Source organism: Hymenobacter sp. BT491 (assembly GCF_014349165.1).
Lineage (GTDB): Bacteria > Bacteroidota > Bacteroidia > Cytophagales > Hymenobacteraceae > Hymenobacter > Hymenobacter jejuensis.
On the sequence record NZ_JACSJJ010000001.1, the window covers coordinates 723,940 to 750,013 of the forward strand.

A 26,074-nucleotide genomic window follows, 5' to 3' on the forward strand; every position below is an offset into this window, starting at 1 on the left:
GGTTGAAATGTTATTTCTGGACTACAATGCGCAGACTTTCAGTGGATTGCCTGGTTTTCAGGCGAGCCACGTAAATGCCACTCGCCATATTCTCGCCGATCTCGAAGCGATAGGCCTGATTAGCTTCGGCCCGCCCCGCGCTGATGCGGCTCACCAACCGGCCCTTCAGATCGAATATTTCCAGCGAATACTGCTGCGCGTCGGGTAGCGCAAACTCCAGAATGGCCTTGTCGGAAAGTGGGTTAGGGTAGACTTGTAAGCTATTGATAATCTGATAATTATCATGGGAAACGCGTTGGTTGGCTTGGGTAGCCGTTGTTGCTAGCGAGGCGCATTGCAGCGTCACTTGGGCGGCATCGCTGGCGCTACAACCATTGCCTGGAGCATCAAATCGGCCACCGCCATCAAAAAATGGCTCCGTGACGGTGAGGGTGTAGGTACCGGCCGCGTCCACGGTTGGTTTGGCCATATTGGCTCCCGACACAATATGCCCGCCATTGGAAGCCACCCACGCGAACGTCAGACTTTCCACCGCAACAAAAGGCGACTGCGAAACGCCCGAACCGTCCAGCGTGACCTGCCGGTTGGGGGTAGTGCAAGTGATGATTTTGTCGGGGCCGGCACTCACGATGGGCGGCCGTTTGTCTTCCGTTACCGTGAATTGCTGGCGGCTGCTACACCCCTCGGGAGAAGTTTTGGTGATGGTATACGTATCGGGCTTATTGACCCGGAAAAAGCCCGTCTGGTCGTTAGCCACCACGATTTGACCGCCCGAAGTAGTTACCGTGTAAGTGGAGCCGGCCGCTTGCAGCACAAACTCATCGAAGAGTGTAGCCTCGCTTCGACCACAGTTGAGCACGGTTGGTCCGCGCACCAATAGCGGCGGGAAGTTGCCTTCCTTGGTCACCTTTACCTCGTCCGAAGCACTACACCCGTTGCCGGGCGCTGGGCGCTCCACACTGGGTGCCGGTTCGGTTGCGGTGAGCGTGTAGGTACCGGCCGCATCTACAATCGGAGTAGCCGTATTGGCCCCCGATACGATATGCCCGCCGTTAGAAGCTACCCAGACGTAGCTGAAAAGCAGATCGACACCCGATTGCGAAGCGGCCGAGCCTTCCAGCGTTACTAGTCCGTTGGGGGTGGCGCAGGTAATGGCCTTGTCCGGGCCGGCGCTCACGATGGGTGGCCGTTTATCTTCCCGGACCTGAATCTGACTGGTTGCGCTGCACCCGTTCAAGTCCGAGGTGAAGGTTACGCTGTATGTGCCCGGCCTATCGATGACCGCGCTGATGGCATCGGCTCCCGACACGATGTGGCCATTGGAGGTGCTCCAGGCGTACGTGCCCGTTCCGGGCTGGGCAATGGCTATCAGTTTTGTTTGATTATCAGGGCTTTGGCAATTGATAACCGGATTGCCCTGAATGGTAAGCAGAGGCGGAGGCAGCAGCGAGCCCAGCGAAACGTTGAACAGGCTAAAATCTTCGAGGCGACTGGTGTAGTTATTCGCCGCGCGCGTCTTGACCAGCATGGTCGAAGCATTGTTGCCGCAAGCGCTGGGCGGCAGCACGTGCAAGTCCGTTAGGTTAATGGCGCCTTCTACAAACTGAAAAATCTTGGTGGTGCTGGATGGCGCCCCGTTGCGGGCAAACGCTCGGTTGGGTGCTACTGCTTCTACTTCCTCGGCGTTGAGGGTTACGTAAGCGGCGTCATCAGGCAGCGGGAGCGGCGCCGACCACGCGTAGCCAGCCCCTTGGGCCTCCCAGCGCCGCAGGGCCAGGGATGGGAAAAGACCGAAACTGTAGTTGACGACCAGCAGCAAATCACCCACGGTCCGACCGCCCTGCGCGCCGTTGCCGATCAGCTGGCCGGTGGCAGTTTCCTTGCGAATGCCCCGCTGATTGTATTCAAAATCGAAGTAAGTGCCGCCAATGGCCAGCCGGGCCTCCGCCCCAAACACAAACCATAACTTGCCGCCAATCAGCGCGATATGGCCGTAAATGTTGGTTAGGTCGCCGTTTGGCGAAGCGCCGCGGCCGTCCGTTTCGAAGCGGAAAGGGGATGCTGCGGCACTGATATCGTCGTCGTTGTTGTTTTTGTTGCCCTTAAAAACGTCTTGCTCCGGCTGGGTACTGGCCGGCCCATCATTACCATCAACAATCCAGAAACTTCCGGTAGTTGGGTTTACGCCCGGCACCACTAGCCCGGCGGTACTGCCGGGTTTTAGCACATTTTGCCAGTCGGGCGCGCCGTTGTTTTCGAAGTTGCCATCTACCTCAAACTTACCGCCTACTGTCCCGGGCGTACCAAAAACTCTGCCTTGTCCTACAGCCCGGTTTGCAACCAGGAGCAAGGGCAGCAACATCAGCAGCACAGCTAGTCGGCTGCCAGACCAAGGCCTACGCCCGTTAGAGACAAATGCCTTAAAGACAAACAAATACAAGATTCGCATTGCTTTGTCGGTTTTAAAAGTACAAGCACGCAAATGGAATTGCTGTCACTAGCACACAGATCAGACTGGGCTGCGCCTGCAGGTAAAGCGCAGCCGAGGCGCTCGGAGCACCTTCGCTCAGAGAAGCACCCTTGGCACGGCAGGGCCAGTTGTTGTAGGGTGTGATCAGTTTTATGTAAGTAATTGATTATTAGATTTTTGTATAATATTGGGGAAGTGGGTTATTGAGGCCGTCACCAGTAGTGGGGTATAGCCTAATTGCAAAAATCAAGCAGTTGACAAACGGTGCGGTATTGAACCGGGAAGTACAAAAAAGCAGTTCGGTGACTTGCTATATGCAGGTTATATAATATAGCGATTTTAGTTTTCTTAGAACAGTATTTTTTATAAAATATATTACATTATAACTTGTTTTAATTATATTATATCCATTTACTGCTTTTTCATTGGCGACAAGAAGATCCTACAACTGCACATGAAAAAGGCTGACAACCATCGGTTGCCAGCCTTTTTCATATGTACCAAGCCGCTGTTATTTATTCATAATCAGCCGCATGGTTTGGGTGGATTTATCAGTAGTCAGGCGTACTACATACATGCCCATCGCCAATTCTTTGCTCGTAACCTGGAAGCGGTACGTGCGGCCGGCTTCTGCCTGGCCTGCGGCTACCCGATTTACCAATCTGCCCTTCGCATCGAACACCTGCAAGCTGTAGTGCTGTGCATCGGTGAGGCTGAATTCGATGGTAGCTTCATCTTCAGCTGGGTTCGGGAAGATGTTTAGGAGCTGGGCACGGCTGGCTACATCTTGCTTGCCGCCATCCAGCTGCGATGAGGTAGTCAGCGAAGAGGTCAGCGTAGTCGGAGCCGACTGGAATCGGATCAGGATGCGGCAGGCATCGAAACCCTTGTTGATCGCATCCAGGGCATCGGTCAGGTCGCTGAGGGTTTTAGCGGAGGAATTGCCATCACCCAACGCCGCATTAGCCATTACATACAGCTGCTGCACCGTTTTTCCTTTTGCCATCGACGGGAAAGTGAACGTCTGTTCTGATCCGGAAACCGGCGCATCGGCTGTGCCCGTGCAACTGGCTGCTTTTGCCGTGATCATGTACAGATCGGAAATGACAAGGCCAGCCAGGTTGGTGTTGGTCGACTTGCGCAGGTTCAACCCAAGCGAAATCGTCTGGCCCAGCAGCGTATTGTCGAACCTGCCGTTGTTCAGCGGCACAGTACCAGGCGTGCACTTGGTGGGCAAGTTGCTAAACGTATTGTTAGCAGCAGGCAATGGTTTCGACGTTCCACCGGCGGGCAACCGCGAGTTCAGGCAGGCTGCATCGGCGTACGTGATGTTCAAGGAGCGTCCGGCAACACCAATGTATAGATCGGTGGTTAACAGGCTCTGAATCAGTTGCAATGCCGTTTTGCCACTTGCGCATTCTTTTCCGTTCGTGCTGCCATAGAAGCCCTGCGTGAGGGTGCAGAATTCAGCGCAGGCGTTGATGGTCACATCGAGCTTGGCCCGGGGACCTTCACAGCCGTTCGTGGTTTGGCTGACGTAGTAGCTCTTCGTGCCTACTGTGGCAGTACTAGGGATTGGCGCAGTACTGGAGCCTGTGCCGCCAGTTGCGGCGGTGTACCACAATAGCCCCGTACCGGTAGCGGTTAACGCTGTAGCTGTGGCTTTCTGGCAGTAAGAGACAGGTGAAACGCTCGGCGCGCCCGGCAAAGGCTTGACGGTAATAGAGGTTTTGCCGCTGTTGGCGCAGGTGGTGCTGGTGGCCGCCACCGAGAGCGTGAGCTCGAAGGTGCCCACGCCGGCCGTGGCGGGCGAGAAGGTGAAGCCATCGACTAAGTTGCCGCTCACACCCGTGCCGCTCCAGGTGCCGATCTTAGCCAGGGCGACGGAACCGGCGTTGGCGCACACTGGGCTATAAGTTCCCGGCGTAACAGTAGCCAGAGGCTTGACAAGCACGTCAATCTTGGCACGGGGTCCCTCGCAGCTGCTGCTGTTAGTCTGGCTAACGTAGTAGCTGGATGTGCCGGCCGCTGTGGTGTTGGGCGTGGGCGCCGTGCTGGAGCCCGTGCCGCCGGTAGCGTCTGTATACCAGAGTAGGTTACTGCCGGTCGCCGTCAGCTGGGCGGCAGTCTCGTTCAGGCAGTAGGCAACGTTACTCACGCCGGGCAAACCGGGCAGCGGGTTGACGGTGATGGACGTTTTGCCGCTGTTGGCGCAGGCTACATCAGTAGCTGCCACCGAGAAAGTAAGCTCAAAGGTACCGGCTGTAGTCGGCGAGAATTTGTACACCCCGTTGACTAGGCTCACGCCCGTGCCAGACCAGGTGCCACCCGAGGCCAAGGTAACGGGACCGGCATTGACGCACAACGGGCCATAGCTGCCTGGATCGACGGTGGCCAGAGGCTTGACAAGCACGTCAATCTTAGCGCGGGCGCCTTCGCACTCGTTCGTAGTCTGGCTAACGTAGTAGCTGGATGTGCCGGCCGCTGTGGTGTTGGGCGTGGGCGCCGTGCTGGAGCCCGTGCCGCCGGTAGCGTCTGTATACCAGAGTAGGTTACTGCCGGTCGCCGTCAGCTGGGCAGCAGTCTCATTCAAGCAGTAAGACACGTTGCTCACGCCGGGCAAACCGGGGAGGTCCTTGACGGTAATGGAGGTTTTGCCGCTGTTGGCGCAGGTGGTGCTGGTGGCCGCTACCGAGAGCGTGAGCTCGAAGGTGCCCACACCAGCCGTAGCCGGCGAGAATTTGTACACCCCGTTGTCCAGGATCACGCCCGTGCCGCTCCAGGTGCCGCCCGAGGCCAAGGTAACGGGGCCGGCATTGACGCACAATGGGCCGTAAGTCCCTGGGGTTACGGTAGCCAGCGGGTTGACTGTCACCGACGTGCTGCCGCTGTTAGCACAGGTGGTGGCTGTGGCTGGCACAGAGTAGGTGAGGGTGTGCGGGCCTACGCCGGCCGTAGCAGGCGAGAAGGTGAAGCCATCAACTAAGTTGCCACTCACCCCGTCGCCACTCCAAGTACCACCGGTCGGTGAGCCACCTAATGTTGCAACTGCGCCGTTGATGCAGTACGGCCCGTAGGTGCCTGGCGTGACGGTAGCCAAAGGCTTGACGAGCACATCTATTTGAGCGCGGGCGCTTTCGCAGCCATTGGTGGTCTGACTGACGAAATAGCTGAATGTGCCGGCCGCTGTGGTGTTGGGCGTGGGCGCCGTGGCAGAACCCGTGCCGCCGGTGGCGTCCGTGTACCAGAGTAGTTCTGATCCAGTCGCTGTCAGGGCGCTGGCTACGTCGCCCACGCAGTAGGCAACATTATTCACGCCGGGCAAACCCGGAATGGGGTTAACAGTTACTATGACCGAGCAGGCTTGATTGCCAAATCCTATCTTACTGATTGTTACCGACAAAGTGTAAGTTCCGGCTCCGGTAGCCCTTGCAGCTACACTCGAAGTTGTTCCGGAAGAGGTTGTAACAGTGTTAGTTACATCGGAGCCCCCAACAACGATAACGCCGTTGCCGGTAATAGTCCAGGTGTAAGTAGCCCCCGAAACGTCGGAAGTGGCAGTATGCGTAGTGGTAGTGCCTACGCACACAGGACCTGCCGCTGGCAAAGCGCAGGTCGGGAAAATGATTTCGTTGACGTTTTTAAACGGAACAGTCTGATTGCCGACAGAAATAACATCGGCAGTAGGGGCTGTAACACTTGCCGATGCAATGGCGCCCTGCAGGTTTCCGGTGGGGTGGCTACCTGGGTCGCAGGCGATGCGAACATCTACGCGCACAACCACACTTTCACCCGCCTCCAAACCAGTTACGGTAACCGTACCCTTTAGCGTGCTGCCACTCTGAAACAGTGGGCCGGTGAGTTGTTCGCCGGAAAGAGCAGCCGTGCTGTTGTTATTGCCGGTTATCCCCGAATCGGTTCCGCCGCTACCTTCGCCGCCTACGTTGCCGTAGTTAATCTGTACGTTCGCGTCGACGATATCTGCCAGTGCAACACCGGATTGGCCGGTAGCATCAGCTAAGAATGAATAATTCAGGGCAATAGTTTGTGAGCCTACAGCAGTTGCCTTAACCGTGACTTTTGTGAAATACGTCACGATATCGCCGCAGGAGAAATCGCCGCCTTCCAACGATTCTACTACATCCTCGGTTTTTCCAATCGTGCGATTATCATACGCGCCGCCACCGGTAGCATGATTGTAAGTGCCCGGCCCGGCCGCTACAAAATCCAAGCTGAAGTCACCACCCGATCGCGAATTTTTAGCCGAAGCCAGTGCCACCTTGCCCGATAGCTTAGCAGCTCTCAGGTCCGACGCCAGTGCATTCGCTGATACAAAAAGCCCGAGCAACAGCGCAAATAAAGCAAGCAGCCTCAGGCTTATTACACTTCTGCCAGCCTCAGCTTTCACTTTCGAGGGAGGACAACATGATCCAGAGCCGACAACCGCGCCAGAATCATAGGTAGGTGTGTGATCAAAGGAGAGCTTTCCCATGACAGGTAGTGATGGAGGTGTGAAAGAGGAAATAAATGGAGCGTCAGATGTGCTGCCCGAGCAGCTTCCCGAAATACAACCTGCTGATGTGCTGATCCCGTACCAAAAGGCGACGTGCTCCACTAGCGTTTGCTGTGTCGCCAGTGTTATCATCTCGGCTCTAAATGCCACTAAGCGCATTTCCAGCAGAGTTTGGAAGTGCTTGAATGGCCTCTGCGGCCGGTTTTATGTAGAAATGGGAATGCGGACGACCTGCACAGCTATGGCAATGCAGATTCTCAACAACTAGTGAGCAACAAACTGAAGGGTGGCGACACGGCATGCCTTGCCCGCAAGGATGCTAGCCTAAGTGTTTGAAAGCGCATTGCAGCCGCTGCAGACGGCATAGTGCTTCCGCGACCAGAATTATCCTGGCCTTCTAAGATGTGGGTAATAAGAAAAGAGGTCAGCGCGCGCTGGCAGGGAGTGGCAAGCTCTTATACTTAAGCTTTGCCCTGTTGTCTGCCCTGTGGGCTGGCTACAAGCGCAATGCAACGTCGCGCCGGGGGATGAAACGTAATAGTTTCAGTCATAGGGCTTTGGCTAAGGTGTGATCAAATATAGCATATTCGAATTACCAATTGCAAAGGTTTGTTATTTATTTAATTAAAATAAATATAAATATTATACAATAACATGGCGTCTGTACTTTTTTCTGCTGAGACAGAGTGAGGCCAACAAGCGAGAATTAGTTAGTATAAACCAGCCTTGTGCCAACAGGCTATTAAATGAAGCACGTATGCGAATACATTGCATAAAGCAAGTGCATTCGCATACGTGCGTATAAACTGCTGATATACATTATTTTATAGTTTATTGTAAGGTAGGCAATACCAGCACCGGGATGCGACTGCGGCGCACAGCGTCGGCGGTTACGCTTTTGTGAAATAGCTTCCCCCAAAAACTGTGCGGACGAGCCAGCAACACCAACAAATCGGCGTGGGTATCAGCGGCGGCCTGTTGGATTCCTTCGGCGGGGCGCAGACTCCGGACGCCATGCGTCCGTACAAGTTGGTCAGCTTCGGTGAGGCCGCTGGCCTGCAACTGCTGCAGGGCAGTGGCGCAGGAATCGTTGTCTTCGGGCTCGACGACGTGGGTGAGCGTAAAGCGGACTGGGCTGGTTTCCAGAAATTTACGAAAAGCCTCCACAGTGCCCGGTGCCATGTGCAACGGCATGTCGTCGGCAGCCAGCAGGATGTGCTGCGGCGGAACAGCCGTGTGTTTGGCCACAACGGGCACCACCAAAAGAGGACAAGAAGCCGCTCGCAGCAACTCCAGCGACGTGCTGCTGACCAGCGCATCCGGCACCGATTCGGTATCGGGCTTCCCCAACACCACCAGCCACGACCCGTGCCGTCGCACGGCATCGGTTACGGCCGCGGGCACCCGGTCGCCAGCGGCTTCTACTATGGTCGGTACGGACTGGCGTTGCGCCCGCTCGGCCAGCGCAGCAGCAATCTCACCTTCGCTCAGGTGCTGCAACCGATCTGTGAAAGCCTCGGCATCCAGCATGGAATGGCGCCGTCCGTGCAGCAGCACCAGCTGCCCCTGCGTGGCCGTGGCCAACGCGGCGGCATAGGCCAGCGCATGGTCGGCGGCGGCCGAAAAATCAGTCAGAACGAGCAGGGAAGGAGCCATCGCAGTAAACCAAAGTAAAGCAGGCCTGCCCGCTTATACGCGTCGGGCGTAGGGGTTGAGGTAATGCCGCCGGGAAACCGCCAAGATAGGCTTTATACATAAAAAGTCCACTCAAGTGCTTGGTTGAGTGGACTTTAGTAATGAATTAGGGCGGCTACCGGTTGTTGTCGTCGATGGGGTTGTTGAAGCCGGGCGTCAGTAGCTCATCCGTTTGGCTCTCTTCCGGGTCGGGCCCCGAAGTAGGGCCGTCGGGCTGGCCGTACGTAGCCGCATCCAGCATAGCCGCAGAGTCGATGTGCTCGGCATGTACCGGGGGGGTGGGTGTTTCAGCGTTTTTGGCGGAGGCTTTGGGGGCGTTTTTGGCTGGTTTTTTCATAACAATTCAATTTTGACAATCTTCAAAAGCAGGGCCGAATGGCAAGCGCGGGCGTCGTTTCCGGAGGTTCCAGCGATAGCCTACCCTTGGGTTTACTGCTTAGAGCAGCAGTGGAGCGTAATCGAAAGCATATAGGTTGTTGACACAAGCTCTGATCGCTCAGGTAAAAGCTTCTACGCAATTTCGGCGGTTGTGGCTATCAGTTGAACAGAGGTGGCCTTTCCGGCAAAAACTGCGTATGCGACTGGAAGACGGCTGTCTGCCAATGCGCTTGCGGATGCAACGTCTGCCTTACCTCGCTTCTAAAACTGCCCAATTACATGGATATTTCGATTAAGCACAACGCTAAGGATCAGGCATTTTACGCCAGTTATGAGGGGCAGGAAGCTGAGCTAGCCTATGCGCGCCCCACCGATAGCGTAATTGATTTTACGCATACCTTCGTCGATGAGGAGTTGCGGGGCCGGGGCGTCGGCGAGGCGATGGCGAAAGAAGCGTTACAATACGCACGCCAGCATCACCTGCGGGTGCGCACCAGCTGCGAGTTTATGGCCGATTACGTCGGCAAGAATCGCGCTGAATATCAGGATATTCTGGACCATGAGACGCGGCCAAGCTAGCAGCTTGCTAGGGTTCAGGTTATGATTGGATTTTAGCCAGAAACTGAGTTTGGCTTCTTCGACTGTAAGGAGTACAGAAGTCTCAATAATGCAAGATATTTTATCAGTATAGATATAATTGAAAGTTATTAATTATAAATATTCTCATTTTAATTCCATGTTAATTTACATGCACCTGTTATCTGCGTATTTTGAATATGGATTACTACGGCTATACATCGCTCTATAACACTTATGGCTTCTTCACAAGTCTTTAATGTCCTGACTGACTTCTCGGCCACGTCCGCGAATGCACTGCACTATGCGATGGTGTTGGCCAAGCACGTGAAGGCGCGCATTAACCTGATTCACGTAATCCCCAGCGCTGCGGAGCGAGGTGTTGGCAGCGTCTGGACTATGCCAACGCCCGCTCCGACGCCTGCCCAAGCCACCGACATGCTCCAGATCCTGGCCCGCCAGGTTGAGCAGCAGGTGCCCTGTACTTACGAAGTGTTGTACGGGGCGGCGGCTCCTTCTTTGCCACAGCTGCTCGAGCACACCGGCAACAGCGTAACGGTGGTCGGCAACGCGTTTCCGCAGAAGCCGACTGCCGCTACTACCTCTTCCAGTGTGGCGCTGCACCTGATTCGGATGGTGCAACAACCGCTGCTGGTGGTGCCCCTGACCTACAGCTACCGCGGTTTGCCGCGGCGGGTGGTGCTCGGCACTGACCGGCTTCCCGTGCGGCTGCCGCATTCGGCGCGGCTGGTGCCGGAGCTGCTCGCCCAGTTGGTGTCGAATAGCGAGCCAATGCTGCTCTCCGAAGCTCCCGGCGACGTCGATCAACTGTTATCGCGGTTGATTCCGGCCGTCGTTGGCATCCATGTCTACACCAGCGAACACTCGCCCTTGATGGCCGAAGTAGCCGACGAAATCCAGAACATGGGCTTGCTTGAAGGCGTGGCCCACACGGTGTCTACCTCGCGCTATCCGTGCATTGAGCAAGGCATCCGGTACGCGGCGGCCCGCGAAGGCGCCGATATGCTGTCGTTTGTAGCCCGCCAAAAAACGTATTCGGACGCGCTGTTTTACACAAGCGTAGCCGCCCGCCTCATTGCCAGCAGCCGCATTCCGGTGCTTACCTGCCCGGAGGCGTAGAACCCGACCTGCCTCGTACTTGCTGCTGACAAAAAAAAAGCCCGCCGATACCGGCGGGCTTTTTTTATAATTACTTGCTTAACAAAGGATTACATATCCTTCGATTTGGTTTTGTTCGGCTTGTCTTTCGACTTCTTGGTCTTGGTCGACATCTGGTCGGTGCTGCTGCCGCTCATCGTGCCGTGGTCCATTGTGCCCATCGAACCCGAAGAATTCATGGTACCCGTACCGGTGCCGGTATCGGTGGTGGTGGCAGGCGTGGTCGTGGTGGGCGTGGTGGCAGCTGGCATCGTTGTGGTGCCCGTGCCGGCGCCGGAGTTCATCATGGTGCCGGAGCCCGAAGCGCTATCGGTCTTGACGGGCGCGGCAGTGCCCGACGAGTTCATGTTACCATTGTTCATGGTGCCGCTGCTCATCGAGCCGGCGGGGGTTGTGGTGCTGTTGCCGCTGGTCGAGCCGTTGTTTTCCATCATCGACCCCGAGCCCATCGAACCGCTCGTCGAGGAACCCATCGAGCCGCTCGTAGCCTTGGTTTTCGACTTCACTTTGGCGCCTTCGTCGTTTTTGCCTTTCAGCTTGAGGTTGCCGTTGTCGTCATTTTTCACCTTGGTGGTCATGCCAGCTTCGGTGGTTTTGGTTTTGGTGCCGTCGGCGCTGGTTTTGGTGGTCTGGGCCTGCGCCGCCGTACAAAGGGCAAGCGAAAGGGCCAAAGCAGAAACAGTGTACTTAATCATGGTCTGAGAGATTTAGTGGAAAAATGGGTAGGAGAGAGGCTACCAAGGATTTATACGGCTGAAGCGTAGCGAAGGCCACGAATGCCATAGTTTTGGTAGGGCACGGGCCTTATCTGTTGGCCGTCACCAGACAATCTGCAAACGCCGTGGCTATAGCCTATCGATCAAAGGCAAATTATAAGTGTGTGTATATCAATGGATTGCCTAAATCTTTGCCACGCGCTGCGTTAAGCAAAAGTTGCTTCCGTACGCGCGGACCAAGTAGGTGCCGGCTGGTAAGCTGCTCAAATCCAGCTTAGGTGAGTTAGCGCTCATGACTCGGGCGGTTTGCAACACGCGGCCGGTCAGGCTGAGCACCTGCACGGTGCAGCGCTCGGCAGGGATGTTGCGCAAGTCCAGCGTAAGGAAGTCAGCCGCCGGATTAGGGTAAAGCTTCAGCGTAGGAAGTGCCTGAAGCCCGGCATCGGCTCCTACGCTAACAATGGGCGAATACGTAGCCGTACCATCGAAATCCATCTGCCGGAGCCGGTAATAGCCGGTGCCCGAAAGCGGTTGCGCGTCGGTGATCGTGTAGTTGGAGCGGTTCTGCGTGGTGCCGTGGCCGGCTACTTCCCGCCACGCCTCAAACAACTCGCCGTCGTGGCTGCGCTCGACTACAAACCGGGCGTTATTGGTTTCGGAAGCCGTGGCCCAGCTCAGCACTACTTGCTCGTTGCGGGGCCGGGCCGTAAAGCTGATCAGCTCGACGGGCAGCGGCCCGGCGCTGCTAATGGTCACATCGTCAATGAGTAAGCTGGTTTTGGCATTGGCCGTAAGCGTAATCCGTACTTTGGCCTGCTGAACGGTAGTGGCAAAATAGATGCCGACCGAGTTGGGCTTCTGGCTGTTGTTAACCAAATAAGTCCTTGGTAAATCTACATCCGGAAATGGCCTTGCAATCGACGTGATGATGGGCACATAATCAAACGTCTGGCCGTTGCCGCCGTTTGGGATTTGGGCGCCCGTAATAATAATAGTGGGTGTGAAGGTGGCGCCGCCGTCGGTGCTAACGTCCACGGCTACAGAGCCGTTCTGGTCAAGGCCGCCCTTATTGCCCGCTTCCAGAACCGCCAGCCGGAAAGTGAGCTTGTTGGTCTGGCCGCTGGTAAAATCGGTGAAGCCCACGTTGTCGAAAGTAAGCGTATTGCTTACCGTGCCGTTGCCCGTGCCGTTGGTCACCCCGAAGGAGTAGTTGCCACTCACGTGCAGCGCGTCGGTGAAGCCGCCATTGCCGCTACCACTTACCGTATATCCCCAGCCTGTGCTGGAAGGCCCCTCAAAATTCTGCGTTCGGCTGTTAGATTGAGCCCAGGCTGTGGAGTATTCGCCAAAACAGCCCACCGACAAGGCCAATGCGGCAAGCCATTTTCTATTGGCTACAGGAGATAAAGTGGGCAGATAACCGAGAAAGGCGCGCATAAATGTATAGACTGGATGCGAATTGTTGGATTACATTGCTGGTAGTATTTTAATAATTTATAGAAATATTTTGCAGAAACAAACATGTTCATTGCACCCAAACGCAAAAGCCCCCGGCCAACAGGCCGGGGGCTTTTGCGTTTGCAAAGTAGGTTGCTGGGCTAGAAGGTACTTAGAGCGTGTCCAATTTTCTCGAAACTCAGCATGACCAGTACCCGATGCGTTCTGCTTGTTCTACTTAGAGCTTCACAACGCGCTGTGCCAGCGTGAAGCTGCTACCGCGTACGCGCAATAGATAAGTTCCAGATGGTAAGCTACTTAAGCTGAGTTCGGGTGTGCTGCCCCCGGCTACTTGGGCGGTTTGCAACACGCGGCCGGTCAGGCTGAGTACCTGCACGGCGCACCGCTCAGCGGGAACGTTGCGCAGATCTAATGTCAGGTGGTCGGTGGCAGGGTTTGGATACAAGCGGAGCGCCGTCGGCTTACCCGCGGCATTTACGCTCACCACAGACGAGTAAGTAGCTGCCCCATCGCGGTCAACTTGCCGGAGACGGTAGTAGCTCAGGCCAGCCAGCGGATGCTGGTCGGTAGCGGCATAAACGGAGGTGTTTTGAGAATTGCCACGGCCAGCCACTTCCAGCACCGCTTCGAAATTAGCGGCGTTGGCGCTGCGCTCAACCACAAATTTTGCGTTGTTCTTTTCCGAGGCAGTGCTCCAGTTTAAGGCAACTTCATTGCCTTTGGCTTTGGCCGTAAAGCCAACGAGCTCAACGGGCAGGGTTCCCTTGCAGAAGGATACGCCAGAACCTACAGCAGGGCCAGTTTGTAAATTAAATCCTCCACCGGTACCGGGCTCGGCATCACAAAAATCTAGTCGGCCACCGGAAGCTCCCACTCCGAAATTGCCTGAATTACTAGAAGCTCCCTTAACTACAAAACGGCCTGTGTTAGCATTATCACTAGCTACAACCCCTGTAATGGTACCTGAGTTAGTGAATCCACTGTTGGCAATGATCAGGTACAGGTTTGCTAAAGTCCCGCTGTTGGTAAAGCTACCAGCGGATTTGATGATGTAGTTGTTGGTGATTGTTCCACTGCTGGAGAAAGTCCCGGAACTAGTAATGGTGCTGGAATTTGTTAATGTAGTTTGACTGCCGAAGGAAACGTTATTAAAAGAAGCGGTAGCACCAACATTGTTGGTAAATGAACTGCCAGTAGGGAAAGTAACGGAAGAGCTTGCGGGTAGAACGAAAGAGGTACTGTTGTCAATGATTACCGGGCCATTTAAAACAAGGCTGCCGTTAAAATCGCCTGAGCTAATACAGATTCTAGGAGTGGCACCTGTTCCTGTACTGTTAACTGTCAGCTGGCCAGTGTACGTAACTCCACTGCTGATGCAAAATACGTCGCCTTTACCTATTGCAAAATTCCTCCTGGCTCCCTGTGTGCCATTGTTATCGCCAGTGATTAACTGAGTGCAGTTACTACATTGTGCCCATGCTTGTGGTGAGTTTCCCAAAAAGCCTAGCCAGAGCATCAGCCCTAAAATCCATTTTCCGCTTGCGAACGAGCGCAAGGGTATTAGAGAAACATGTAAATGTTGCATTAGTGTGTAAAAGTGTTGTTGCATTAAAGAGAGATCGATTTGACCGTAAACCTAGTAATATTTTAATACCAGATTGCAACTTTTTTGCAAACCTAGACGTAGTGGCCCCGCTAAAACACAAAAAAAAGCCCTTGGCTCACCTGAGCCAAGGGCTTTTATAAATAGGATGTTTGTAAGCCAACTAGGGCATCAACACTGTGTCAATCACGTGGGTTACGCCGTTGCTGGAGATTACGTTTGGTATGGTAACCGTCGACATGCCGCCTTTGGCATCTTTCAGCATTACCGAGTTGCCTTTTTTCATTACGGTCAGTTTTTCGCCGTTTACCGTGGTCAAAACTTGGCCATTTTTGAGTTCGGCAGCAGTCAGGCGGCCGGGTACTACGTGGTAAGTCAAGATGGACGTGAGGGTTTGCTTGTTCTCAGGCTTCACCAACGTGGCCACCGTGCCGGCTGGCAGTTTGTCGAAGGCGGCATTGGTAGGTGCGAATACGGTGAAAGGACCGGCGCCTTTCAGGGTTTCCACCAAACCGGCAGCTTTCACAGCGGCTACTAGCGTCGTGTGGTCGTTGGAGCCAACGGCGTTGTCGACGATGTCTTTGTCGGGGGTCATCAGGGCGCCGCCTACCATGACGCCTTTGGCCTTGCCCATGCTGGCATTGCTCATGCCCATGCCGTTATCAGTGCCTTTGGCTTTCATCTTGCTTTGGGCCTGTGAGGCAGAAGTAATACCGACGGAAAGGGCCAAGGCCAGCGTGAGGGTAGAAAGGATGTGCTTTTTCATTGTGTGGGGACGTGTGGTATGGAATGAATTTGGAAGCACCTACGCCAAAGCTCAGCCGTCTGGATTTTGCTGGGAGGAAAATATTTCATCTGCTGAATAGAACACCTAATCCGTTGACAAGCAAAAGGCCCCGAATACCGTTGCGGTATCCGGAGCCTTTTGCTTGTGTAGTCAAGTATAGTGCACCTCCTCAGCCCAATTGCCACCGCCAACGCGATGAGGAAGTTTTTCTCGCCTATTACATAAGTAATTTATAATCAAATACTTACCTATAGGGCTTATTAAAGCGTTTCGACGGCGCCGTTTTTATACACCAAGAACTGTGCGCTGTCTACAACGGCAGCCCCCGACTTGTTCTTGGCCTTGTATGTGTGCATAAACAGCGTGCCGAGGCGTGCCGTATCCCGCACCATCGTAAGCGCTTTTTCGTCGCGCTGGGCCTGTAATTTGGCTTCTGTAGCTTTCTTGTAAGCCTTTTCCGTTTCAAAAAACGAGCTGGCTTTGTTGCTCGCGCCCGCTTTTTTGTACTGTTCCAGAGCGCGGGCTTCGGCGGCTTCCAAGTACGGCAAGTGGTCGTGCAGGAGCGTGGCCTCGTGGGCGGCCGAGTCTTGGCGCGTAAACGAGGTGCTTCGCCCGAACCGTACTACTTCGTAGCTCTCCGGATCGGGCAGATTGGTTTTTACATAGCGGCCCACCGCGTCGTGCGCCGCATCGTCCGGGCCGGGCTTAGAACAAGCGACACCCAAAAGCAGCGCGCCGATGGCAAAGCAAGAGGAGAAGTTTTTCATATTGCATAGATACAAAAAACGCTTCGCAGTTTGTGAATGTGAAATACCGTAAAGCTTTATATTTATGGTGATTATAAAATGATTTATACAGTATTGGTCTTGCTATCGTTTTATTTGATGTTCAATAAACATGAATTAACGAGTTATATTATTTATAGGTAAAATTATATAAAGTGTATAAGGTGGCGCTACAGTTTGGTATAAGCTTAGGCCAAGCAAACGGTAGAATCCCGCCGTTCTCATCCTGTCATTCGTAACAATTTAGCCTCATTCCACAGGCAACCTCCTTTCGCAAGCAAGCGTCTATAAAGCACATGCAGAACACTAAGCCCCGCCTCTTAGAGCCGGGGCTTTTTCACATTTAAGCACTGGTTAGTACAGGGGCAACGTATTGTATATGAATAGGTTATGCGTAGTTGCCTTGTCAACTCTTAGGAACTTGAAACGTAACGGCCAAGTAATACAAGCCGCCCACGCTTGGGCCGCCAAGGTAGGTTAAGTAGTAGCGATTGAGAAGGTTGGTGGCGCCCAGCTTAAACCGCAGGTTAGCCGCCGACGCCGTGTACGTGAGCTGCGCGTCGAGGGAGCTGTAGGCCGGCACGTCGCCGTTGACGAGGAAAGTTTGGGAATAGTAGCGCGCCTGCCAACGGTAATTCAGCCCAAAGCCGAAGCTGCGGAAAGCTTTTTCGTTGGCCAAGCTCAGGTTGTAGGCCCAGCGCGGCGTGTTGAACCCATCTTCCAGGCCGTCGCCCGATTCGGTGCGGTCGAGGCGGGCGTAGGTGGCGTTGGCCCCGGCCAAATAGCCGCTGGGCAGCTCATAGCGCACGCCCAGCGAGCCGCCGTAGTTGTACACCTTGGTCTGGGAATTGGTCCAGAGCCGGTAGCGGTTCTGCGTGCTTTTGCTGCTCAGGTAAATCGCGGCCGAATCGGGGTTGAGGGTTTTGGGCACGTAGGCCTCGACTTGGGCAATGAAGTCGCGGTAGGTGTTGTAGTAAAAATCGACGTCCAGGAGCAGCCGGCCGCCGGGCAGCAGTGCCGCCTTGTAGCCAAGCTCCAGCGACCGGATGTACTCGGGCCGCAGGTAGGTGTACGGGTTTTTTACCAGCAGCTTCTTGTTGGTTTCGATGGCCTGCGCCCGCACCGCTTGTTGCTGCGCCGGGGTAGCGTTTGGGGGCGTATTGGCGTTCTGGTAAGCCGAAACGGCAGCCGTGAACGCATCGATGCTGGTGCGCAAATAGCTGTTTTCAAACACGCCATCTGACATTACCCGCAGCCCGCCAATGCGCTTGACCTGCCCGCTGTTGACGTTTGAAAATCCTTCAAACAAGCTCGGAAAGCGGTAGCCGCTCTGGTAGCTTACGCGGAAGTTATGTCGTTGCGTAGGCGAATACACGCCGGTCAGCCTGGGATTGAAGCGTAGGCTGAAATAGTCGTTTTTGTCGGCGCGCAGGGTGGCCGTAAGGCGCAGCTTCTGCCCAAACATGCGCGCGCCGGTTTGCAGGAAACCGCCGGTTTTGCTGTAGGTGAGGTTGCTGTACGGGTCGCGGTTTTTCTCCGGATTGATAAAGTAATTTCCGTCGGGCACCACGATGTACGTGCGGTGGTCGGCGCCAGCCATCAAATCAAGGAAAGCAGGCCAAGAGGAAAGGCTGTTGCGGCGCAGCGCTTCGGCAATGTTCACTTGGCCTTCGGCGTGCGCCAAATCCGCTTTCACCCGCAGGGCCGCCCCAACGTCCCAGTTGTTGATGTCTTGTAGCTCGTGCAGCTTTCGGTCGAATGCGGGCGTGCCCGGCTGCAAGCGCCCTGCATCGGCGGCCGCGCGGGCCGTGGCGTGAGCCTGAGCTGCCGTCTGGCCATTGCCGACGGCTTGGTTCCAGGCGGCAGTATAATCGCGGTTCCAGAGGGCGTCGGGCTTAAAACCGCGGTCCAGGTTTTCGGCCATCGAACGCAGGTTATAGCTTTGGCCGGTGTTTTCGCGGGTCAGGTACGCTCGCAGTTGTACCACCGGACTGCTAAGCGACAACCCGTGCTGCTGTAAGCGGTAATCCTGCAACCGAAAGCGGTTGGAGCGCTGGTATACGTTGTCGAGCACGGCCAAGCGGTAGGTATAGGCTAGCTCGGTGCGGGCGTTCAGCTTGTAGTGCAGCGCGGCATCGGTCTTTACATTTTGTAGCTGATAATCAACAACATCCTGCTCTTGGTAGCCGGTGCGGGCCACTGAGTAGCTTTTGCCGCCCAACACCAGCGTGCTGCGATCCGACGATTCGTTGCCGTAGCTGCTGACCGGGTCGCGGGCGGGGTTGTCGGTGCCGAACAGGTTGGTGGTCGCGTTGCCGCGCGGGTTGATGTCCGCTTGGTCGCTGGCAATCCAATCGAAGCCGCGGGTGTACGTGCCGTTGACTTTAACCGCCAGCTTGGGCGTGAGCACTTTGGCAAAGCGCACGCTGGTTTCGGAATACGGATGTGCCGACGTATGCGCGTCGCTGAGGTGGTTGACGCCGGTTTTCTGCTGCACGCTCAGGCCCTCGGACACAAACGGATTGCGCGTCGTGAAATTGGCCAGCCCGTTGATGGCATTGAGGCCATAAAGCGCCGCGGCCGTGCCCGGCACGATTTCTACCGTGTTGATATCCAAATCGCTGGGCCCCAATGCATTGCCAATGGGGCCGCCGATGTGGGGCGCCTGGTTATCCATGCCGTCCACGAGTTGGGCAAAGCGCACGTTGGTGGTATTGGCGAAGCCCCGGGCGTTGATGACTTTGAACCCCAAGCTGGGCGTAATCACCTGCACGCCCTTCACGTTTTCGATGGCGTCGAAAAACGACGGCGCAGGCGTCAGGCGCAGCGCCCGCGCGTTGAGCTTTTCCACCGTCACCGGCGATTGCAAGATGCTTTCTTCCACTCGGGAAGCCGCGACCACCACCTCGCGCAGCTCGATGCTGGTTGCGCGCGTTGTGTCGGCAGGGGAGGGGACAGTCTGTGCTTGTGCAATTTTCAGCAAAGGCTGACCTGCAATGAGGACGGCTGTTAGAAAGCGTAAGTTTTGGGGCACAGAATAGGTTGTAAAGTTGGTTGTATAAATACTTGACAATCAAATGTTTGTATATGGAGAACGAAGTTGATGTAGCTTAACAATTTACGTTATATTCCTACGAATATAACGCTAAGAACGTTATGCCAATGGCATGGGCGCTACCTTTACCGTTGCCACTTCACACTCATCGTGGTCCTTGCTCCGCGCTCCGCTCGTATGCCTCTCCCTGACCCTGCTACCCGTACGATTGTTTACCGCCCCGACCTGGGCATCCTGATCGTGCGCTGGAATCAAGATGCCGAACTGGCCGTGCTGCAAGCCGATTACCACGCCATGCTGGCCGCCGCTGAGCAGCACAATTGCGCCCGCTGGCTCCTGGACGTGCGTCGCCGCGAGGGCACCGACCCCGAACTGAGCGCTTGGGCCAGTACCGTTTTTTATCCGCTGGCTGCCACCCGCCTGGCTCCGCAACACCTGCAACTGGCCGTCCTGACTTCGTCCTACATCTACGAGCGCTTCAACCAAGACCCCACCCAGCGCCCTTACGTGGATTATATGCTGGCCACCGAGCGGCCCTTTGTCACGCAGGTTTTCGCCGACGAAGGCCAAGCTGCCCGCTGGTTGATGGCTTCGTGAAACATGGCTCGCTTGTACTTTGAAAACGCGCTGGGACGCATCCTAGAACACGCCGACGGCTACGCGTGGCTGCATTACCACGCCGGTGCCCGAAATCTGGCCGATGTGCAGGCATTTCTTGTGCATACCGGCCGGCTGTTGCAACGGCGCGGCTGGCACAAAATGCTCAGCGACCAGCGCTTGCTCAAGCCTTTCACCGAAGCCGACCAAGCCCTGATCCTCGACTACTGGCGGGCACGTCGCGTTGAGGCGGGCCCGGTTACCGGGGCCGTGCTGCTTTCGCAGGATGTCTTTACGCGCCTGTCGTTCAGCCAGATCCGGCACCAAGCGAATGGCGTCTTGGCCTACCGGCTCTTCGAAAAAGAAGCAGAAGCCACTGCCTGGCTGAGCCAGCAACCCTAAGAATACCGCCGTAGGCATGGCACGCCAACGATAGTCTCCGGCGAGGTGTTAGTTTAGGTTAAGGCCTTCTTGGGTGAAACGTTGGTAAATGCCGGCCAGAATTTCGCTTTTCAACACCTGTTCCTGCCGGATGTTGTTGATCCAAAACAGCACTTTCAGGTCGTACACCTGCCCGTTGACGCCGCTGAGCAGGATTTCGGGGGCGATCTTGTGCAGCGTGTTGGGATTGTGCAGAATTTCTTCGCCAATGATGGTTTTGGCCCGTTCCAGATCGGTGCCGGGGGCCAGCTTCAAACCCAGCTCTACGCGGATGTGGTTGTTGGTCAGGGTCCAATTGATGACGTGGCCCGACAGCAAATCGCCGTTGGGGACGATGATTTCGGAGCCCGACGGCGAAATGAGCTTGCTGGCCCGGATGCCGATGTCCTTCACGCGCCCGGTTTTGCCAGTTACCTCAATGAAATCGCCCACCTGAAAAGGCCGCTCAAAAATCAGGATAACGCCCGAAACCAGGTTGTTGATGATGTTTTGCAGGCCCAAACCTACGCCCACACCCAACGCCCCGACCACAATGGTAATCTTGTCCAACGGCAGTCCCGAGGCCATCGTGGCCAATAGAAAACCTACGGCCAGCAACACCAGCCGAATGGCCACCAGCCACGAGCCTTTGCGGTCGGGGTCAGCGGTAAACTCGTCGTCGGTTTCGCCGAAAAAGTGGCCCACGTAGCGCTGTAGCAGCACCGAAATGTACAGAATGGCGAAGAACAGCCCGATGTTGCCCACGCTGAAGGCAATGCTGCCCAAATAATGCGGCGTGGTAAGTAATTGATCTAGAAAGCGATATAATGGCCTGAAAATGTTGAGGTTAGCTGTGAAGGTCATCAGCCACAGCCCGCACACCAGCACCGACAGCACTTGGCGCAGGCCCTGTTCGATTTTGCGGAAGTTGAAGCGCGCCGCCGCACCCCCGGCCAGGCGACTGCGCTGCATCTGTAGGTGAAAGGCTTCGGTAAGCAAGCGCACAAACACCGACAACGCAATGATTTGCGTCAGGCCAAGTATGCCGGTGCTGCTGAACACTTTGGCCAGGCTCAGGCGGCCGGTCAGGTTGCAGAGCGCCGCCAGGGCATTCAGCACGATGAACAGAACGACAACGGGCGGCACAAACGCGGCCTGCGGCAACAACCCCTGCTGCAAACGCCGCCGAAACCCGAGGCCCAGCGCCACCGCTGCCACATTGAGCAGCAGCATGGCCCAGCGCAAACCTGCGCCGGGGTTGTTGGTCGCGTACGCAAACGTGAGCCCCAGAAATAGCCCCACAATGCCCAGCCAGTACCCAAATTGCCCCCGGGGCCAGCAGCGCCCCAGCAGCACGCTCAGCGCCACCAGCAGCAGCAACTCCAACAGATCGGTGTAGGCTGCGGGCGGGTTTAGGTCGAAGAAGGGCGCAATGCTGAACACCACCACCAGCGTGCCGGCGATGGGCACCGGGCGCAGGTAGCGAAACGGTTGCTCGTCGGGTGCCGGAGCCGCCGCCGCTTGGTTGACGTGCCGGAAGTTGCGAAACACCCACAGAAAAAAGCCCGCGCCGAGCACGGCCATCCAGACCCCGAAGTACCAGTTCTGCCCAAAATAATACATCAGCAAGCGGCGCTGGCTGGCATACGACTCGCGCACGAGTTGGCCCGTGGCGGCCTGCTGAGCAGCGTCGGCGGCGGAAGCGCGCCACAGCGGCTCGTTGCCGGGCTCCCAGGTGCGCCGGCTAAAGCGCCGCGATTGCTCCCGGGCCTCGTCCTGCAACTCCAAAGATTGAATGTAGCCGTCCGATACGCGGGTTTGTAACTGCGTCACCGTCTTTTGGTTACGAGCCAAAAGCAGCCGAGCCCGCTGTTGCTTGCGCTGCAAGCGGGCGGTGGTGCGGCCCAGCGCCGTAGCCGTATCGGGCTGCGCCGGCAAGCCGTGCTGGGTCAGCGAATCGAGCTGCCGCTGCATGCGCGTGAGCCGGGTGCCTTTCGTGGCCAGTTCGGTACGCCAGGTGCCAAGCTGCGTCTGCATATCGGTGAGCAGCACCTCGAACATGCGCACCTGCTTGAGGTTGATGACGCTGCTGTATTGGGTCAGGTTTTGCCGGATGGTTTTCAGGTTGGCCTCCACCGGAGGCAACTCTTCGGCCAGTTCGTCGGTATCGGCGCCCCGACGCACGGCCCCGCTGATGCGGCCAAGCACTAAGTAGGCTTGCTCGACACGTTGGGCGGCATCCTGCGCGCCCGCAGCCGGCGCTACCTCGACAGCTCTAGTTTTCGTTGAATCCTGGGCCGTAGCCGTATTGGGCCGAACCAGAACGCTAAGTGCACACAATATTACCCAACACAGGGCGCCCAATGCCGGCTTGTGCACCGGGCTTTTCCCCTGAAAATAGTTAAAAACGGCTATTCTTATACTCGAGGGATAACCTGCTTTACGGCGCAAAAGAGCCATAATCAGATTGGGAACAGCACACCACACTATTCCTTTTGTGCTAATCTTCATGCAGCAAAATTAGTACATGCTGCGGAGCTAGAATGGTTATTTAGGTAAGTATTTGGTGGTGAGATAGTTATAAAAAATCCCGTTAGCCCATCTCGAAAGCTATTGAGGCAGAAAAACACGAAACGTCGTGCCTTGCCCAACCGTGCTTTCGACCTGTATGCGTCCGCCGGCTTGGTGCACTAGGCGTTGCACCAAGTACAGCCCCATGCCCGAGCCCGCCACATCGTGATGAAAGCGGCGGAACATTTGAAACAGTTCCTGGCCGTGGCGCTGCAAATCGATGCCCCGGCCGTTGTCCTGCACGCGAAGCAGGATTTCGCCGTTGGCCCATTCTGTGCTGATCCGAATGTGAGGCTGACGGCCGGGCACGGTGTATTTCAAGGCGTTGCTGAGCAGGTTGTAGAGCAGGCTGTGCAGGGCAGGGCGGGCCATACGCAGCCTAGGCGCCGCAGCAAAATCCAGCGTAAACTCGGCTGGCTCGTGCTCGGTCGAAGAACGTAGGCTGCGAATGATTTCTTCCGTAAATGACTGTAAATCCTCTGCTTCCACGGGCAGATATTCGATCTGCCGCTGCTGCTGAACCACTTCGGTCAGCCCCGCAATGGTGCCCAGAATCTGCTGCAACGCCTGCTCAAACATTCCCATCATGTTGGCGGCCGTGGGGTCGTGGAAGGTAGCCGTGCGCTTGAGTTCTTCAAACAAGCCCGCCATGTTGTTGATGGGCTGCTTCAGATCGTGGGAGGCCGTGTACACGAAGTTGTCGAGGTCGGCGTTGAGGCGGAGAAGCTGCTCGTTTTTGGCTACTAACTGTTCATTGACCAACGCCAGCTGCTCGCGTTGGGCTTCGGCTTCGGCTTTGGCCCGTAGCAATTCCTGCTCGTATTTGCGGCGCTCGGTGATGTCGAACAGCGTTACGCGCACGACCAGCGGCAGGCCGTCAGAATCGCGCAGCAGCGAGGCATTCAACAGCACCGGTAGGCTAGAGCCATCTTTGCGGCGCAGAGAGTAGCTAAGCTCCCGGACCTGGCCTTGCAGCAGCAGCAGCGGCGCCGCGTAGGACTCGTAATGCAAGCGTCCGCCTACGGTCAGGAGCTGTTGCAAGCTCTGGCGGGCTACCAGTTCGTGGCGCGTGTAGCCCAGCCAGGTAAGCAAAGTTTGGTTGAGCTTGACCAAAGTGCCATCGGGCAGGCAGGAGCAGTAGCCGCAGGGGGCATGGTCGTAAAGATCATCCAGGCTCTCCTGGGTTAAGCGCAGGTCCAGCGGGGGCAATGGCTCATCGTTGGCTTCGCTCATAGCTAAGCAATACGTACAGAACCCAGAAACTGATCGATGGCGGCAATAGTAGCCTGCGGTGCGCTCAGGTGCGGACAGTGACCAGAAGTTTCTATTACAACTAACTTGCTGTTAGACAAGTGGTTGTGAATGTATTGCCCGACCGGAAGCGGAGCCAGGGCGTCGTTGGAGCATTGCAGAATGAGCGTAGGCGTATGCAGCAGCGGCAGGTCGGCCCGGTTGTCGGACAAGAATGTAACGCGGGCAAAATGCCGGGCGATAGCCGGATCGGTGCGGCAAAAGCTGTTATTGAGTTCCGCGGCCAGCTCGGGCCGCTCGGGGTGGCCCATGATGACGGGCGTGATGGCCCCAGCCCAGCCTAAGTAGTTGCTTTCCATGGCTTCCAGCAGCTCCGCAATGTCAGCCGGCTCGAAGCCACCGATGTAGCCCGTGTCGTTGAGAAAGCGTGGCGAAGGCGCTACCATCACCAGCGCCGCCACGCGCGCCGGGTCTTGCAGGGCCGCCAACATCCCGATTGTGGCGCTTATGGAATGGCCCACCAGTACGGCTGGGGGCAGGTCGAGGGCCCGCATTACTTCCAGCACGTCTTCGGCGTGGGCCGCCAGCGTGCCGTAACGAGCCGGGTCGTACGCCGTCAGATCCGATTGGCCGGCCCCCACCAAATCGAGCAGCACCACCCGGTAACGTGCTTCGAAGGCCGGAGCCACCAGCCGCCACATGCGCTGGTCGCAGCCAAAGCCGTGGACAAAAACCAAGGCCTGCTCCCCAGTTCCCGATACGATAACGTTATGCCGCTCAAGTACTTCCATATCCCTATAGCTATATGTGTCACACAGGATAAGGCCCTATAACCGATATTGCTGGTGCGTTTTTCTGGCGTGAAGGTAGCGGTTGTGGGTGGGTGCGGAAAGCAAAAGCAACAGCGGCTATTGCGGGCTGCTGTCAGCCTGCGGATCCAGAGGCGCACGGCGCAGACGGTTTTCCCGCTCAAACACTTTCATCAATACCAGAAAGTAGGAGAGCAGCAGCGGCCCAAGCACCAGCCCGAGGATGCCGAATATATTTACCCCCAGCACCACGCCCGCCAGCGTGATCAGCGGGTGAATATCGCCGATGCGGCGGGCCAGCACGATGCGCAGCAGGTTGTCGATGTTCATGATAACGATCAGGCCCACCAGCAAAATGCCTACGCCCTGGCCGGTGTCGCCCTGTGTAAACTTGAACAGCGCCGCCGGGCCCCACACCAACGGCGTGCCCAGCACCGGCAGAAAAGCCAGAAAAAAGGCTACCATTCCCCAAAATAGCGCATCCGGCACCTGAAATATCCACAGCGTCAGGCCCGTAAGCACGGCTTGCACCAGCGAGATCAGGGCCTGCCCCAGCACGTTGGCATTCACGTTGTTTTTCAAAGATTCGCCTAGCTCGCCCAAGGTCTCTTCCCGGAAAGGCAGGTACCGGCGCAGGCCCTGCAACAGCTGCCGCTCCTGCGTGTACATGAAGTAGAGCGTGAAGAGCATCAGCCCGATAATGACTACAAATTGCAACAGGCCGCTGGCCAGTACGGGCAGCCGCTGGCTGAGCCACGCCACGCTTTGCTGAAGCAACGACCTGACCGTCTGTTCGTTGGTGAACGTGTAACCGGTTTTGCGCTCAAAGGCGTGCAGCACGTCCATGATCTGATTGGTGTTCTGGCCGTAATGGCGAATGCGGTCGACGAGCAGCAGCGTGAGCGCCGTAAAAGGCAGAATAATAACCACCAGCGCAAACACCAGCAGGCCTATCGTAACCACCTGCGGATGCCACTTGCGGCGGTGCACCAGCGCCTGAAACCACGGCCGGAACACCACAAACAGAATACCGGCGCCCAAAAACCCAGTAATCGTGTCGCCGAGCCCATACAGAATCAGCGCTGCCAGCACTAGTAGGCTGGAGATCAGTAGTATATGTTGTTGGCGAGCGGAGTAGATGCTATCGGACATACAGGAAGATTTCAGAAATACAGATTGCCTAATGAGGCATTCGGCCCAGTTGGTGCGCC

At 56.2% G+C, this 26,074-nt stretch carries 18 protein-coding genes; 4 read left to right on the forward strand and 14 right to left on the reverse strand.

Annotated features, from left to right (window positions below):
- Positions 1-10: 10 nt before the first annotated feature.
- The 4 genes from H9I52_RS03115 to H9I52_RS03130 all read right to left on the reverse strand — a co-directional run bounded on the left by H9I52_RS03115 (position 11) and on the right by H9I52_RS03130 (position 9,015).
- A complete protein-coding gene (locus H9I52_RS03115; protein ID WP_187452613.1) occupies positions 11-2,362 on the reverse strand; it encodes a T9SS type A sorting domain-containing protein in 2,352 nt (783 codons plus the stop codon).
- A gap of 619 nt (positions 2,363-2,981) precedes the next feature.
- The gene (locus tag H9I52_RS03120) at positions 2,982-6,749 is read right to left on the reverse strand and encodes a T9SS type A sorting domain-containing protein (protein WP_187452614.1); all 3,768 of its coding nucleotides are present in this window, start codon (positions 6,747-6,749) and stop codon (positions 2,982-2,984) included.
- 1,065 nt (positions 6,750-7,814) lie between these two features.
- Positions 7,815-8,639 carry a universal stress protein gene (locus tag H9I52_RS03125; protein ID WP_187452615.1) on the reverse strand — a complete coding sequence of 275 codons (825 nt, stop codon included), beginning with the start codon at positions 8,637-8,639 and terminating at the stop codon, positions 7,815-7,817.
- Positions 8,640-8,793: 154 nt separating this feature from the next.
- Entirely contained in the window at positions 8,794-9,015 is a 222-nt protein-coding gene (locus H9I52_RS03130; protein ID WP_139514121.1) for a hypothetical protein, read from the reverse strand.
- Between the two features lie 320 nt (positions 9,016-9,335).
- On the opposite strand from H9I52_RS03130, the gene H9I52_RS03135 reads away from it, so the two are divergent.
- Together H9I52_RS03135 and H9I52_RS03140 are read left to right on the forward strand one after the other, a co-directional pair.
- Complete coding sequence (locus tag H9I52_RS03135; RefSeq protein ID WP_187452616.1) at positions 9,336-9,635, forward strand: GNAT family N-acetyltransferase; 300 nt, start codon at positions 9,336-9,338, stop codon at positions 9,633-9,635.
- A 234-nt stretch (positions 9,636-9,869) separates the two neighbouring features.
- Positions 9,870-10,772: a universal stress protein gene (locus H9I52_RS03140; protein WP_187452617.1), complete on the forward strand. Its 903-nt coding sequence runs from the start codon at positions 9,870-9,872 to the stop codon at positions 10,770-10,772.
- 89 nt (positions 10,773-10,861) lie between these two features.
- Here the strand turns inward: H9I52_RS03140 and H9I52_RS03145 are convergent, their stop codons facing one another.
- The 6 genes from H9I52_RS03145 to H9I52_RS03170 form a co-directional block, all read right to left on the reverse strand.
- Complete coding sequence (locus H9I52_RS03145) at positions 10,862-11,506, reverse strand: hypothetical protein (protein WP_187452618.1); 645 nt, start codon at positions 11,504-11,506, stop codon at positions 10,862-10,864.
- Between the two features lie 204 nt (positions 11,507-11,710).
- Positions 11,711-12,964: a T9SS type A sorting domain-containing protein gene (locus H9I52_RS03150; protein ID WP_187452619.1), complete on the reverse strand. Its 1,254-nt coding sequence runs from the start codon at positions 12,962-12,964 to the stop codon at positions 11,711-11,713.
- Positions 12,965-13,202: 238 nt separating this feature from the next.
- Entirely contained in the window at positions 13,203-14,540 is a 1,338-nt protein-coding gene (locus H9I52_RS03155; protein WP_187452620.1) for a T9SS type A sorting domain-containing protein, read from the reverse strand.
- Positions 14,541-14,751: 211 nt separating this feature from the next.
- Positions 14,752-15,270: a fasciclin domain-containing protein gene (locus H9I52_RS03160; RefSeq protein ID WP_410403015.1), complete on the reverse strand. Its 519-nt coding sequence runs from the start codon at positions 15,268-15,270 to the stop codon at positions 14,752-14,754.
- Positions 15,271-15,635: 365 nt separating this feature from the next.
- Positions 15,636-16,142, reverse strand: coding sequence for a hypothetical protein (locus tag H9I52_RS03165; protein ID WP_187452622.1), 507 nt, complete (start codon positions 16,140-16,142; stop codon positions 15,636-15,638).
- Between the two features lie 424 nt (positions 16,143-16,566).
- The gene (locus H9I52_RS03170; protein WP_316247995.1) at positions 16,567-19,194 is read right to left on the reverse strand and encodes a TonB-dependent receptor; all 2,628 of its coding nucleotides are present in this window, start codon (positions 19,192-19,194) and stop codon (positions 16,567-16,569) included.
- Positions 19,195-19,392: 198 nt separating this feature from the next.
- On the opposite strand from H9I52_RS03170, the gene H9I52_RS03175 reads away from it, so the two are divergent.
- Complete coding sequence (locus H9I52_RS03175) at positions 19,393-19,812, forward strand: hypothetical protein (RefSeq protein WP_187452623.1); 420 nt, start codon at positions 19,393-19,395, stop codon at positions 19,810-19,812.
- Between the two features lie 3 nt (positions 19,813-19,815).
- Entirely contained in the window at positions 19,816-20,214 is a 399-nt protein-coding gene (locus H9I52_RS03180) for a hypothetical protein (protein WP_187452624.1), read from the forward strand.
- A gap of 48 nt (positions 20,215-20,262) precedes the next feature.
- Here H9I52_RS03180 and H9I52_RS23200 read toward each other — a convergent pair whose 3' ends face one another.
- From H9I52_RS23200 to H9I52_RS03200, 4 genes are all read right to left on the reverse strand, one after another.
- Positions 20,263-22,611 carry a mechanosensitive ion channel family protein gene (locus H9I52_RS23200; protein ID WP_187452625.1) on the reverse strand — a complete coding sequence of 783 codons (2,349 nt, stop codon included), beginning with the start codon at positions 22,609-22,611 and terminating at the stop codon, positions 20,263-20,265.
- A gap of 231 nt (positions 22,612-22,842) precedes the next feature.
- Complete coding sequence (locus H9I52_RS03190; RefSeq protein WP_187452626.1) at positions 22,843-24,036, reverse strand: sensor histidine kinase; 1,194 nt, start codon at positions 24,034-24,036, stop codon at positions 22,843-22,845.
- 2 nt (positions 24,037-24,038) lie between these two features.
- Positions 24,039-24,845, reverse strand: a complete 807-nt coding sequence (locus H9I52_RS03195) for an alpha/beta fold hydrolase (RefSeq protein WP_187452627.1) — start codon at positions 24,843-24,845, stop codon at positions 24,039-24,041.
- Between the two features lie 117 nt (positions 24,846-24,962).
- On the reverse strand, positions 24,963-26,015 hold the full coding sequence (locus tag H9I52_RS03200; protein ID WP_187452628.1) for an AI-2E family transporter: 1,053 nt from the start codon (positions 26,013-26,015) through the stop codon (positions 24,963-24,965).
- Positions 26,016-26,074 lie beyond the last annotated feature (59 nt).